Annotated in this window: 15 protein-coding genes; 10 read left to right on the top strand and 5 right to left on the bottom strand. The window is 39.1% G+C overall.

Going from position 1 to position 13,701, the window contains the following annotated elements:
* Positions 1–48: 48 nt before the first annotated feature.
* The 5 genes from hemF to AC1M9E_RS01585 all read left to right on the top strand — a co-directional run bounded on the left by hemF (position 49) and on the right by AC1M9E_RS01585 (position 5,300).
* A complete protein-coding gene (gene hemF, locus AC1M9E_RS01605; protein ID WP_481597857.1) occupies positions 49–990 on the top strand; it encodes an oxygen-dependent coproporphyrinogen oxidase in 942 nt (313 codons plus the stop codon).
* 242 nt (positions 991–1,232) lie between these two features.
* Entirely contained in the window at positions 1,233–1,445 is a 213-nt protein-coding gene (locus AC1M9E_RS01600; protein ID WP_035265018.1) for a hypothetical protein, read from the top strand.
* An 84-nt stretch (positions 1,446–1,529) separates the two neighbouring features.
* On the top strand, positions 1,530–2,318 hold the full coding sequence (gene aroE, locus AC1M9E_RS01595) for a shikimate dehydrogenase (RefSeq protein WP_488224969.1): 789 nt from the start codon (positions 1,530–1,532) through the stop codon (positions 2,316–2,318).
* 380 nt (positions 2,319–2,698) lie between these two features.
* Positions 2,699–4,522, top strand: coding sequence for an acyl-CoA dehydrogenase C-terminal domain-containing protein (locus tag AC1M9E_RS01590; protein WP_481597859.1), 1,824 nt, complete (start codon positions 2,699–2,701; stop codon positions 4,520–4,522).
* 172 nt (positions 4,523–4,694) lie between these two features.
* Positions 4,695–5,300 (top strand): SRPBCC family protein, encoded by a 606-nt coding sequence (locus AC1M9E_RS01585; protein ID WP_481608151.1) that lies wholly within the window; start codon positions 4,695–4,697, stop codon positions 5,298–5,300.
* 60 nt (positions 5,301–5,360) lie between these two features.
* Here AC1M9E_RS01585 and AC1M9E_RS01580 read toward each other — a convergent pair whose 3' ends face one another.
* Both AC1M9E_RS01580 and hemW read right to left on the bottom strand, forming a co-directional pair.
* The gene (locus tag AC1M9E_RS01580) at positions 5,361–5,774 is read right to left on the bottom strand and encodes a hypothetical protein (protein WP_481592058.1); all 414 of its coding nucleotides are present in this window, start codon (positions 5,772–5,774) and stop codon (positions 5,361–5,363) included.
* 125 nt (positions 5,775–5,899) lie between these two features.
* Complete coding sequence (hemW, locus tag AC1M9E_RS01575; protein WP_481592059.1) at positions 5,900–7,054, bottom strand: radical SAM family heme chaperone HemW; 1,155 nt, start codon at positions 7,052–7,054, stop codon at positions 5,900–5,902.
* A 112-nt stretch (positions 7,055–7,166) separates the two neighbouring features.
* On the opposite strand from hemW, the gene AC1M9E_RS01570 reads away from it, so the two are divergent.
* From AC1M9E_RS01570 to AC1M9E_RS01555, 4 genes are all read left to right on the top strand, one after another.
* A complete protein-coding gene (locus tag AC1M9E_RS01570) occupies positions 7,167–7,628 on the top strand; it encodes a DMT family transporter (RefSeq protein ID WP_035264998.1) in 462 nt (153 codons plus the stop codon).
* Between the two features lie 99 nt (positions 7,629–7,727).
* A complete protein-coding gene (locus tag AC1M9E_RS01565) occupies positions 7,728–9,032 on the top strand; it encodes an MATE family efflux transporter (protein WP_481608176.1) in 1,305 nt (434 codons plus the stop codon).
* Positions 9,033–9,176: 144 nt separating this feature from the next.
* Positions 9,177–10,469, top strand: coding sequence for an ABC1 kinase family protein (locus tag AC1M9E_RS01560; protein ID WP_481608175.1), 1,293 nt, complete (start codon positions 9,177–9,179; stop codon positions 10,467–10,469).
* A 78-nt stretch (positions 10,470–10,547) separates the two neighbouring features.
* Entirely contained in the window at positions 10,548–10,799 is a 252-nt protein-coding gene (locus tag AC1M9E_RS01555) for a type B 50S ribosomal protein L31 (protein WP_035264993.1), read from the top strand.
* A 73-nt stretch (positions 10,800–10,872) separates the two neighbouring features.
* Here AC1M9E_RS01555 and crcB read toward each other — a convergent pair whose 3' ends face one another.
* Positions 10,873–11,253 carry a fluoride efflux transporter CrcB gene (gene crcB / locus AC1M9E_RS01550; RefSeq protein WP_481608150.1) on the bottom strand — a complete coding sequence of 127 codons (381 nt, stop codon included), beginning with the start codon at positions 11,251–11,253 and terminating at the stop codon, positions 10,873–10,875.
* 118 nt (positions 11,254–11,371) lie between these two features.
* Between crcB and AC1M9E_RS01545 the strand changes: the two genes are divergently transcribed.
* Positions 11,372–11,704: a HopJ type III effector protein gene (locus AC1M9E_RS01545; RefSeq protein WP_035264987.1), complete on the top strand. Its 333-nt coding sequence runs from the start codon at positions 11,372–11,374 to the stop codon at positions 11,702–11,704.
* Between the two features lie 24 nt (positions 11,705–11,728).
* Here the strand turns inward: AC1M9E_RS01545 and AC1M9E_RS01540 are convergent, their stop codons facing one another.
* Both AC1M9E_RS01540 and AC1M9E_RS01535 read right to left on the bottom strand, forming a co-directional pair.
* A complete protein-coding gene (locus tag AC1M9E_RS01540; protein ID WP_481608149.1) occupies positions 11,729–12,955 on the bottom strand; it encodes a TIGR03862 family flavoprotein in 1,227 nt (408 codons plus the stop codon).
* Complete coding sequence (locus tag AC1M9E_RS01535; protein WP_481608174.1) at positions 12,952–13,617, bottom strand: class I SAM-dependent methyltransferase; 666 nt, start codon at positions 13,615–13,617, stop codon at positions 12,952–12,954. The genes AC1M9E_RS01540 and AC1M9E_RS01535 overlap by 4 nt, the downstream gene beginning before the upstream one ends.
* Positions 13,618–13,701 lie beyond the last annotated feature (84 nt).

The following is a 13,701-nucleotide window of genomic DNA, read 5'->3' as shown; positions in this document are numbered from 1 at the left end:
AATTTATGTTTTGATGTAGCTAGTTTTTCATTGCCCAAGAGGCTTGGTATGTCACACCCGACTTCTGCAGATATTCAACGTGTTCGTGAATTTTTACTCGACTTACAAACTCGAATTTGTGCTGCGCTTGAACAACAAGAACAACAAGGTGGCGGTAATGCCCGATTTGAGATCGATGATTGGGAACGTCCCGAAGGTGGTGGTGGCAGATCACGCGTATTACAAGATGGTACAGTGATCGAAAAAGGTGGTGTGATGTTCTCGCACATCAATATCTCAAAGTTACCAGCATCTGCTACCGAACGGCACCCACATATAGCTGGCGCACAAGCACAAGCCATGGGGGTTTCTTTAGTGATCCATCCTAGAAATCCAAATGTGCCGACCTCACATGCCAACGTAAGACTATTTGTCGCAGAAAAAGAAGGACAAGATCCTATTTGGTGGTTTGGCGGCGGTTTTGATTTAACGCCATTTTATCCGAATGATGAAGATGTTAAATCATGGCATCAAACTGCGCACGATCTTTGTGCACCTTTTGGCGATCATGTCTACCAAGATCATAAAAAATGGTGTGATGATTATTTTTATTTGAAGCATCGTGATGAACAACGTGGTGTCGGTGGGTTATTTTTTGATGACTTAAATCAGTGGGATTTCGAAACTTGTTTTAAATACATGCAAGCTGTAGGCAATGGATATCTCAATGCGATTCTACCAATCTTCCAACGTAATCAAGATAAACCCTATAGTGAAGCTCAACGCGATTTCCAATTGTATCGTCGTGGGCGCTATGTGGAATATAACTTAGTTTACGATCGAGGGACGTTATTTGGATTACAAACTGGCGGTCGAATTGAGTCTATTTTAGTAAGTCTTCCTCCATTAACGGGTTGGAAATACAGACCTGAATGGGATGAAGGCTCTGCTGAAAAAAAATTAACCGACTACTATTTAAAACCCAGAGATTGGCTCGCTGAACTGCATTAATTGCAAATCACTCGCCCTGTTAAAACAGGGCTTTTTTGTTGAGCAATATATTCATCCCATTGTCTAACGAAATTGAATAATTCCATTACATTCTCTTAGAAAAAAAGGCACAATAGATAAAATTGATTAAATTTTGTCACACTTCTGACACAGCTCTTAAGTTTAATTTAAGCAAAGTACTGTACAATCAATTTTTAATTGTATTACTCATGGAAGTTTTTACTTCTGCATAAGGAATCGATATGCAACACAACTCTATTCGCGCACGTGTTGTCGTATTTTGGACACTGGTTATTGCTCTTTTGAGTGCAATCAGTACCACTATATTTTCAGAAACACTACTCAATGATAGCTTTGGTTTTAGCTTGATGGTGTTTGCAGCTGTTGGTCTACTGCTCAACATTGCGCATATTTTACTTCATACCCTATTTGAAATTTGTAACCCAAGTCATTAATACACTTCATTAAATATGTTCATATTGGGAACTTTCTGCATTTGACGTATATTGTTTGCCACTTCTTCATCAGGAATTAGAGCAATGCGCAAACAATTTGCCGTAATTGGAAATCCCATTGAACAATCTCGATCTCCAGAGCTTCATCATGCGTTCGCACAAAAGACTGGGGTGATCCTTGAATATAGCAAACGCCTTGCTCCTCTAGATGGTTTTACACAGAGTATCAATGAATTTTTTAAGGCTGGTGGTATTGGTCTGAATGTCACGGTGCCGTTTAAAGAACAAGCTTTTGCACAATGTGATGTACTCACTGAACGTGCCAAAATTGCAAAAGCAGTAAATACACTATGGATGAAAGATGGTGTATTGCATGGCGACAATACCGATGGCCAAGGACTTGTTGCAGCCATTCAACATTTAAATTGGCCTCTTGAGCAAGCAAGCGTGCTTATTTTAGGCGCAGGTGGTGCAACACGTGGCGTGATTTATCCACTGCATAAAGCTGGTGTAAATAAAATCATGATTGCTAATCGAACGGTTGCTCGCGCAGAGCAATTGATTGAGGACTTACAACCTGCTGTCCCAGATCTAGAGCTAAACGCTTGTGGTCTTGATCACATAGCAGGTGAATTTGATATTGTTATTAATGCTACCTCGGCAAGCTTATCTGGCGATGCAATCAATCTACCCCAACAGTTAAAATTCAAATATGCCTATGAAATGGCCTATGGCAAACCTTCCACTTTCCTTGATCAAGCGAAACAGCGTGGAATTCCGACTGCAGAAGGATTTGGAATGCTCGTTGGACAAGCGATTGAATCTTTCGCGATTTGGAATGGTGTGCGTCCAGAATTAAAAGATTTTATTTAGTTTTTGCACACGTTTAGTGCCTTGTGAATAGTGCAATTTTTTAAATTGCACTTTTTTCTCTATATAATATCGATTAAATCTCTTCGAATTGATTTTAGTGACATATTTTTAGTGCATATTCAAATTGAATAAATTCAAATTAAACATATGGTCATCCACACAACAAAACCAACCTAAGCTTATGTATTAATAATATTATTGTTTCTAATAAACTCCTACTACAACAAATGAATTCAGTTTATATTCATTCAAGAGCCTAAACACTAATTCGCAATTCTGACATTTATTTCCGTGACTTACATCAATGTTTTTTTAGTGTTGTAGGTCAATAATCGGATCATCTAAAAAGTATTTTCTCTATTCAAATTAGGAAAAGTTCAATGCCTGCATATAAAGCGCCCGTACGTGATATTCGTTTCTTAATGAACGAAGTTTTTGATTATCCTGCGCACTATAAAACTCTAAGCAACGGCGAAGCTGCTGACTCTGATACTGTCGATATGATTATCGAAGGTGCTGCAGATTTCTGTGAAAATGTATTATCTCCACTTAATCAGCCTGGAGATGAAGAAGGCTGTCATTTTAAAGATGGCGAAGTCAAAACGCCTAAAGGTTTCAAAGAAGCTTACGAGCAGTTTGTACAAGGTGGCTGGCAAGGTCTTTCGTATCCTGAAGAGTTTGGTGGTCAAGCACTGCCTATGTCGCTGAACCTGATCAAATCAGAAATGATGGGTACAGCAAACTGGTCTTTCACGATGTATCCGGGCTTAAGTATGGGTTGTATGAATACCATCATGCAATTTGGTACTGAAGAACAGAAAAACACCTACATGCCTCACCTCACTGCTGGTACATGGTCAGGCACAATGTGTTTAACTGAACCACAATGTGGTACAGACTTGGGTCAAGTTAAAACTAAAGCTGAGCCTAAAGGTGACGGTACTTATGCTATCACAGGTACTAAAATCTTTATTTCTGCGGGTGAGCACGATTTAACTGAAAATATCATTCATATTGTGTTGGCACGTCTTCCAGACTCTCCAGCTGGTACACGTGGTATTTCTTTATTCATTGTTCCAAAATTCATCCCAACTGCTGATGGTGGTGTAGGCGAACGCAATCCTGTGACTTGCGGTTCTATTGAACACAAAATGGGGATCAGAGCGTCTGCTACTGCCGTACTGAACTTTGATGCTGCAACGGGTTATCTGATTGGTGAAGTCAACAAAGGCTTACACGCAATGTTTACCTTCATGAATACGGCGCGTATCGGAACTGCTGTTCAAGGTTTAGCACATGCAGAACTTGCATTCCAAGGTGCATTACCTTATGCAAAAGAACGTATGTCAATGCGCGCACTCTCAGGTAAAAAAGAGCCTGAAAAAGTAGCTGACTCAATTATCCATCATGCTGATGTTCGTCGTATGCTTTTGACTCAAAAAGCGATTGCTGAAGGTGGCCGTGCAATGATCTATCATGCTGCACAGCTTGCTGACAAAATGACTGATGCTTTAGCTCAAGGTGATCAAGCGAAGTTTGATGATTACGATGATAAACTAGGTTTCTACACACCAATTTTGAAAGGCTTCTTAACTGAGTTAGGCTTAGAAGCAGCAAATCACGGTATGCAAGTCTTTGGTGGCCATGGTTATATCAAAGAACATGGTATGGAGCAGATCGTTCGTGACGCGCGTATTTCAACGCTTTACGAAGGTACAACTGGTGTTCAAGCACTAGACTTAATCGGTCGTAAAGTACTGTTATCTTCTAAAGGTAAAGTCGTTCGTGACTATACAGCTGAAATCTTAAAATTCTGTGGCCAGCACGCACGCAATAAATACATGCGCCGTTTTGCTTGGGACTTAACTAAGATTTGTGCACAATGGAACGCATTAACTGTACGTATTATGCTTGCTGCACGCAAAGATCGCGACATCGTTTCAAGTGCTTCTGTGGATTACTTAATGTTCTCTGGTTATGCAATGATGGCATATTACTGGGCTCAACAAGCGGCAGTGGCATCAGCGAAGTTAGCATCAGGTGATGGTCAAGAAACTCCTGAGTTTTATAAAGCGAAAATCAAAGTTGCAGATTTCTACTTTGAGCGTTTACTTCCACGTGCCCAAGGTCATGCTGAATCTATGGTTAACCCTTCGAAAACTTTAATGTCTTTAGAAGCTGAACACTTCAGTTTTGATTACTAAGATTTCATAGAAAAAAAGACCGCCAAGGCGGTCTTTTTTTATTAATTCAATAAACCATTGTACTTTAAGAATACGAAATTACATTTAGAGCAAGAATACAACAGTGGTATCTTGATCAAGCGATATAAATATTCCAAATGAGCTTTTATCAATATACAAAAAGGAAAATAATATGCATAAGACATTGATCTCCTTCTCTTTACTCAGTGCAGTCTTTCTCGCTACAAATAGCTTCGCTGAATCGGATATTAAAAATCACAAAAAAACCACGACGTATTCAACAAAGCATTTGAATTACTCGACGAGTGGATCTGCTGAGGTCATTATTCATCGCCCTGTGAGTGAAGTCTTCAATATTTTAACCAATGTGAATCTTTGGCCAAAAATTAATGTGGGTGCAACTCAAGCCATTGAGCCTAAGAATATTCGTGTTCAAAAAGGTACGACTTTCAAAGAATTTATTAGCAGCCCGATTCCAGGCATAAAAGATTGGAGTAATGAATGGCATGTGATTGAGTTTGAGAAAGATAAGAAGTTTGTTATCGCAACCATAGAACAATTTGCTCAAGTCCCAATCCATTCAAAAATTACCTATGAATTTGATCGTATCAACGCCAATAGCACAGAATTTGAACGAACTATTGAAGTAACTTTAGACGATCAATTTATTCAAGGCGCGACAAAACAAGAAGTTGAAGCCCTGTATCGTTTTATTGGTTCTCAGTGGGAAATGGCCAATCATTTAAAAAAGTATGTTGAAGATCAAAGCTCAAATTAAGGAATTAAAAAAGCACCTGATTGAACAACCAATCAGGTGTTGTAAATTAATGCATATATTTTAATGCTCACGGTACTCTTTAATCTCTATTGGCTTATCTTTCACGAGTTCAACTGTTCCCTCATTCAAACCATTGAAATTTTTAAAATGAATTGAAATACCATCTCTATTTGCAAGTTTTACACCACTTGCAGCAACCGCGCTCTTCAAGTGATAAACCGCATCCGAGTTATCCCTGAGTTCTGCCGTCTGAAAATTGTCTTTTGTTTTTAGCTCTAATGTTAAATCCATTGGTCCAGTAAAATGGATCACCTGTTCACCTTCAGCACGAGCAACTTGATCAACAGGCGCTGAAGCTTCAGCATTTAAATGCGCTGGTCTCTCTTGTTCTGACATTTGATCACTATTTTTGTTTTTATCAGCACAACCAACGAATGCCAATCCCAAGATTGAAGCCACTAGAACCAATTTCATTTTTAATACCTATCGTGATGAGAACCATTAAAAGACTCATCATTATTTTCACAGTAAAAAAGCGAAATAAATGTGGATTTAACAGTTTCAGTGTTAAAAATTACATTGGAGTTTAACTATAGAACTTACAGAAACTCCTCAAGCAATGAGTTCAAATATAAATGTCCTTGAGCAGTGCATGACAAACGATTTCGATCATCTACCATTAATTTTCTGTCAATCAATGATTGAACTTGATCTTGGATTGTTTGCAAAGATAAACCTGTACGAGCTTCATAATGTGAGGTTGGTACACCTTGATTAAGTCGAAGTGCATTCATCATAAATTCGAATGGCATTTCATCAGCTTCAATTTTCTTAAACTGTAAATGCTCTGCAGGGACTTTCGCCAGATAATCTTTCGGTAATCGTGTTTTTTGGTAACGATATACACCATCACTTAGCGTCACTTTAGCATGCGCACCAGCACCAATTGCTAAGTAATCGCCAAATTGCCAATAATTTAAATTATGTGCTGAAGGTTTTTCTTTACGCCAAGCCGACACTTCGTAGTTAGTAAAACCATTTTCGATTAAATAGGCCTCACCCTGTACCTGAATTTCTTCTAATACATCATCGACAGGCAATATAGGTTGAGTTCGAAAAAATACGGTATTGGGCTCAATGGTTAACTGATACCACGAGATATGTGTAGCACCGTGCTCCACGGCAAGTTTTAAGTCAAGTAATGCTTGTTCAAGCGTTTGTTCAGGTAAGCCGTGCATTAAATCGACATTAATTCGCTTAAAGCCTGCATCTTTCGCCAAACCAATTGCTGAAATTGCATCTTGGTTGGAATGAATACGCCCCAGTTTTTGAAGATGATTCGAGTTAAAGCTTTGGACACCTAAAGACAACCGATTGATCCCCGCCTTTAAATAATCTGCAAATGGATCATGTTCTACCGTTCCCGGGTTGGCTTCTAAGGTAATTTCACAATCATCCTCAAACGGAATCAAAGCGCTTAGCTGAGCAAATAGCCATTGATACCCTTGAGCAGAAATGAGAGAAGGAGTACCTCCACCTATGAACACGCTATGAATTTGACGACCCTGAGCAAAATTTATCTGTGTTTTGAAATCCTCAACCAATGCTTGTAAATATTCTTTCTCCAACGCCATGGACAATGCCCCATTGGGTACTGCATGCGAATTAAAGTCGCAATATGGACATTTACGCACACACCACGGCATATGAATATAAAGTGACAATGGAATATCTTGTGGATTCAAAGTAGCCAAACGTACAGCTCAAAACTTAAAAAACTTATTTTAACATGACTACACCATAACGCTCAGAACTGATTCAGTTTTTACTTTACACTCAATATAAAACAAGGACGTGGGTGCATTTATGTTTAAAGTCGCGAGCCAATTTTTATTCTTTATCCCTTTAGCGCTGGGGATCGGAATCGCAATGACCTTCCAAACTGCGATTAACACACAATTACGTGAATATTTATATTCTCCATTACAAGCTGCACTTTTATCATTTTTGATTGGTACAATAGTTCTCGCAATACTGGTTTTTTTTCAACAGACTGAAAAACCACAATTGAGCGAAATTGTACAAATTCCTTGGCATCTTTGGCTTGGCGGTTTTTTAGGTGTTTATGCCATCAGTATTAGTATTTATTCCGCACCTAAATTAGGTTTCTTAACCTTATCGGCATTAATTATTTTTGGACAGATTGTTATGTCCATGATAGTCGACCATTTTGGAATTTTAGGTACAGAAAAAATTGCCATTAATTGGCAGCGCATTTTGGGTGGCGTGGTGATTTTTATAGGTGTGCTTCTCACTTTACAACGCTAAACCTTCATTCTAAGCACATAAAAACGATGAGTAATTTTTGTGTCTAATGTGACTGCAACTTCCAACATCAGTTATGAATTAAAAAAACTATTTCATCTCATGATCCCAATCTTGATTACGCAATTTTCGCAAGCAGGATTAGGACTGATTGATACCATTATGGCAGGACATTTATCTGCATTAGACTTAGCGGCAATTGCTGTCGGGGTCGGTCTTTGGATTCCTGTCATGTTGCTATTTAGCGGTATTATGATTGCAACAACGCCGTTGGTTGCTGAAGCAAACGGTGCGAGGACTCCAGAGAAAATTGCCACTATTACACGACAAGCATTATGGGTTGCTTTAGTTCTCGGGATTATTGCTGGTCTAGTCTTACAGATTCTTCCCTATACGCTTCCTCTTCTTGGCGTTCCAGATTCACTTCACCATAAAGCTGGCCTATTTTTACATGCGATTGGATTCGGTATGCCAGCGGTCACCATGTTTGCTGCACTACGAGGATACTCTGAGGCGATTGGTAATCCACGCCCAGTGACTGTGATCAGTTTAATGGCCTTAGTCGTACTTATTCCGCTTAATTTTGTGTTTATGTATGGTCTAGGTCCAATTCCTGCATTGGGAAGTGCTGGATGTGGATTTGCAACGGCAATTCTACAGTGGCTGATGCTGATCACGTTGGCATTGTATATCTTGAATAATCAGGCATATCAAAAAACCCAACCCTTTAGTCATTTTGAAAAAATTGATCGCTACTGGTTAAAACGCATCCTTGCTTTAGGTTTCCCAATTGGATTGGCTATCTTCTTTGAAGTCAGTATTTTCAGTACTGCAGCAATTGTATTGAGTCCATTGGGTGAAATTACGGTAGCAGCGCATCAGATCGCCATCTCCATTACGTCACAATTATTTATGATCCCGATGTCTCTCGCGATCGCACTTACCATCCGAGTGGGAACGTATTATGGTGAAAAGGATTACCAATCTATGCGTAAAGTCCAATGGTTGGGTTTAGCAACAAGTACTGTACTGGCAGTAATGACCATGGTTTTATTGTGGGTCTTCCGCCATCAAATTGTCGCGTTATATACCTCTGATGTATTGGTGACTCAAATTGCGGTTTACTTGGTGCTATTCGCTGTTGCTTACCAACTGATGGACGCTTGGCAAATCAGTGCTGCAGGATGTCTAAGAGGCATGCAAGATACGAAGGGTCCTATGTGGATTACTATGCTTGCCTATTGGGTGATTGCATTCCCTGTAGGCGTATATCTCTCTAGATTTACCAACATTGGTCCTGCGGGTGTATGGATTGGATTGATCGTGGGGTTAAGTATTGCCTGTGTACTCTTACTCGGACGTTTATATATGAATAATCAGCGACTTGAGCGTAGTCAATCATCATGAACAATAAATCCCGAATGCTCGGGATTTATTTTTTTATGCCAATCATTTACTTACAACTCATTAACAATTTCAAATATGCATCTTTTGATTTGTCGCCTATGATCAAATCAGAAGATGAAAATAATGAATCGAGGTTCTCAACTCATGGCAAACAAAGCGAGCTCTCCCGGCCGTCGTTTCATGAAACTCGCAGGTATGACTGCAAGTATTGCTACTAAAACCGTGTCCAACTCTATCCGCACCTTTAATGCAGATGATGATAAAAAAAACGAAGCACGCAGTAAGCTCTTTCAAGACATTGGTGTTCAAATTGCAGACACCCTTGGGGAAATGAAAGGTGCTGTAATGAAAGTTGGTCAAATTGCATCACAATACAAAGATATTTTCCCGCCTGAAGTCGCAAAGGCTATTGCTAAATTACAACGTCAAGCCCCTGCGATGCCCTTCCAGCAAATCAAGCAACAAGTTGAAAAAGAACTTGGTCAGCCACTGTTAGATGTTTTTAAAACATTTGATGAACAACCTTTTGCAGCAGCTTCGATTGGGCAAGTTCATAAAGCAACCTTAAAAAATGGCCAAGAAGTCGTTGTAAAAGTACAGTACCCAGGCGTAGATGAAGCATGCGAAAGCGATTTAAAACAAGTCCGCTTGGCTTTACGTTTGATGGGTGTATTAAAAGTCGATAAAAAATTACAAGATCGATTATTTGCAGAAATTCAAGACAGCTTACACGAAGAGCTCAACTATGAAATTGAAGCGCAAAATTTAGAGGTATTTAGAACCTTCCATCAAGCATTGGATTCTAAAATTATTATCCCACAAGTTTTCAAAGATTATTCCAGCAGACGAGTTCTTACATTGAGCTTAGAAGCAGGTGACAATATTGAAACCGCAAGCACTTGGCCGCTTGAAACACGTAACGAAATTGGTCGTCGACTAATTCAGGCTCTTGGCCATCAGATTTTCTATCTAAAACGCTTTCATTGTGATCCGCATCCTGGCAATTTTGCTTTCCGCTCAGATGGTAGTGTCATCATCTATGATTTTGGTGGTGTTAAAACCTTATCTGCTGAACTGGTGGATCGATTTAAAAAATTAGTTCGCGCTGGTCGTGCTGAAAATATCCAAGAGATTGAACAACATCTATTCGCGTTGGATGCTCTTGCTGAAACAGGAAAATTCCCTGAGGAACTTTACAAACAATGGTTAGAAGTGTTGCTCAGACCCCTTACCACTCAATACAATTTTGCTGAAAACTCATCTCATCATGATGGCGTCATTTTAGTGAAAAAATCACTTAAGTATTGGGATACATTTAAGCCCTCTCCAGACACATTAATGGTCAATCGTACGATTTCTGGACACTATTGGAATCTGATTAACTTAAAGGTCGATGACAATCTCAATGATTTGTTTGAAACGCTCGTTCCGATTTGAAAAAACTAACAAGACCTTACAATCCTCATTATTGTTATGTTATATTATAACATTATATAAATAATTCGGAGTGTTTTCATGCGTCCCAATATTCATCCTGAATACCATGAAGTACTATTTCATGATACCAACGCAGATCAGTATTTCATCATCGGTAGTACGATTCAGTCAAAGCAAACAAAAGAATATCAAGGGAAAACTTACCCCTATGTCACGCTAGATATTTCAAGTGCTTCGCACCCTTTCTATACTGGTGAGGTCCGTCAGGCCAATAATGAAGGTCGTGTGGCAAGTTTCAATAAGCGTTTCGGTCGCTTTAAACGTAAATAAAAAAATTTTCGACTCTCACTATTTTAAAGCCTAAATTTACTCCTCCAATTTAGGCTTTTTTTTATTCTTATCGTTATTTATTGGTTAAATAAAATTGAGTAAAGAAAAAACTCAAAACCAATCCCAAGAGTCCAATCATGATACTACTCACAACATACATCAGTGCCAAATTGTATTGCCCAGATTTTATCAATTGAAAAGTTTCCAAGCCAAAACTTGAGAATGTGGTAAAACCACCTAATATGCCAACCATAAAAAATAGGCGAGCCTCATGTTGTAATACAGGATATTGTAAACTGAATGCAAAAAATCCCCCTGCTAGAACACAGCCCAAGATATTCACAATCCAAGTTGCCCATGGAAATTGATCTGCATTTTGCATGAACCACATACTGGTCATATATCGAAGTGTTGCACCAATCGCTCCACCACATGCTACCCATAACCAACTCATATTATGTCCGTTCTCGTGTATTGATCATATTTTTACCTTAAAAAGTAACGAATTATTGTCTTGGATTCACGCTTTTTTCGTTAAGATGTAGCAAATTTAAACGTGTAAGGACTCAATTATGGCTCAAGCATTATTGGAACAATTAAAAAATGGCGAAGCAAAATTTGCCGACGTAATTTCATTTATTGAAGCAGGTTATACACATACGCCAACCGCATTTAGTAATGGTCAACAATATAATGCCAGTAATGAAAATCAAGGGAGTGCTAAAGTTTTTTCCTTTGCCAAATTAAATGGTCTTTCTCAAGAACAAACATTACAGCTTTTTGCAGAACACTACGCTTCTGTTCTGGCGACACCTGAAGCATCAGATCATCAAAATATCCGTCAATTCATGATTCATGGATGGGATGGCATTAAATTTGAAGGAAATGCACTCACTGCGAAATAATCATAAATAAAGACTAGCGCTTGGCTAGTCTTTTTCAACAGTTTTATTTAGGTATTCAATTACACCTAATCCTGCTGCTCGACCTGTTGCAAAACATGCTGTAAGTAAATAACCACCTGTCGGGGCATCCCAATCCAACATCTCTCCACAGCAGAAAACAATTGGATTACTTTTCAACTGTAACTGTTTAGTCAAGGCAATTTCCCGTACACCACCTGCGCAGCTAATGGCTTCTTCAATGGGTCTAAAACCATCTAGTTTGATAGATAAATGTTTAATATGCTGAGCCATTTTCTCTGCAATCGCCCAATCATGCTTTGGGGTTAATTCACGTAATAAATTTGACTTTGCAGTGTCTAATCCCATTTTTCGCCAAATATTATTAATACTTTGCTTCTTAGCATTCTTAAGTTTAGAGATGATTTCATGCTCAGATAATTCTGGCAGTAAATCTAAATTTAAAACCATGGAATCTTGATATTGCAATTGTGTTCGAAGTGCCCGACCATGCTTATAGACCAACCCACTCTCCAAACCATAATGGGTGATCACGATATCACCCTTAGCTTTGGGCTGATGATCCACCCAAGCTTCAACTCGTTTGAGTGGCGAGCCAAATATAGGTTCCATATACGAAGACCAAGCTCTGACTACACCAGCATTACTCGGGGAAAACGCTTTTAACTCTTCTTTAGCCAACCATGACTGCCAAGCCCCATCACTACCCAACTGTGCCCATGACACAGCGCCACACGCCAATACAATCGCATCAAATTGCTCAGTTCGTATTGAATTGGATTGAGTATCAAAAACTGTCAGTTCATTTTGATTAAGCGCGGTAATTTGATGCCGATAATGAAAATTGACCTTGGTATCTACTAAACTTTTTAACCAAGCACGCAGTAATGGAGCTGCTTTCATTTCATTGGGAAATATACGACCAGAGCTTCCAACATAGGATTCAATCCCTAGGTTTTTCATCCAATTTCGAATCCAACGCGCATCCCATTTTTTTACCCAAGGTGCAAGCCATTCGGCATGATCATAACGACCAATAAATTGATCGATAGGTTCGGCATGAGAAATATTTAAACCTGTTTTACCTGCCATCAAAAATTTACGTGCAGCTGAAGGCTTTTGTTCAAAAATATGAACTTCAAATGCAGGATGAGCAGATAAAACTTCAGCAGCCATTAAACCTGCTGGACCTGCGCCTACGATTGCGATTCGCTTTGAATATTCCAAATTCATAGATTATTCGTTTGTTGATTTTCAGAAGAGATCGGCATTTGCCCTTGCAGAGGCATAAAGTGATCGAAGCGAGTTTGGTACGCTTCAGGTTTTTGAATAATCAACTGCTGGCATAATTCACCACGCTCTAGATACTTTACTTCAAAATGCGTTCTTGCCGAAGTTGAAGAGATTCGTTCTTTAACATAAGAAAGGTTCCAAACATTAATCAGTTGTTGCTCTGCCTCGTCAATATATTCAGGAATATTGCTGGCTAAAGTGATCGTACCATTCGGTTGCAATCGAGACAGTAAAAATTCAAAAAAAGGCATATTCAACCAACGTTGCGCTGGATTATGAGGTTCAGGATTCGGATATAAAATAAAAAAATCTTCAACTTGCTGTGGAAATAGCGCATGTACGATCCAAGGGATTGCATCTGCATGTACAGGTCGCAAATTGGTTTGTCCCTCTAGTTGATGCTGTTTTTGCATCGCTAGAAATTTTTCTCTAGTTCGTTCAATCGCGATTAGTTGTCTTTGCGGATTTTGTTGCGTAAACAATAAAGCATGTTTACCTTTACCCGCCCCAATCTCAACACATAGTGGTTCAGCTAGAATCGGTTGAAAGTCGCGTGGCGCATGCATACGCTGTGCTTGAAATTGACGAATCGGCATAATCAGATCAAACTTATGAAAACGCGACAAGTCTAGCAACTCTAGATGCTTTTGCCTATTTTAGCTGTTTTATTTTACTAGGATTCATTT

The organism is Acinetobacter sp. 24-47-47 (genome assembly GCF_057737035.1).
Note: the sequence above shows the minus strand (reverse complement) of the source record. Positions and strands in the feature narration are given on the sequence as shown.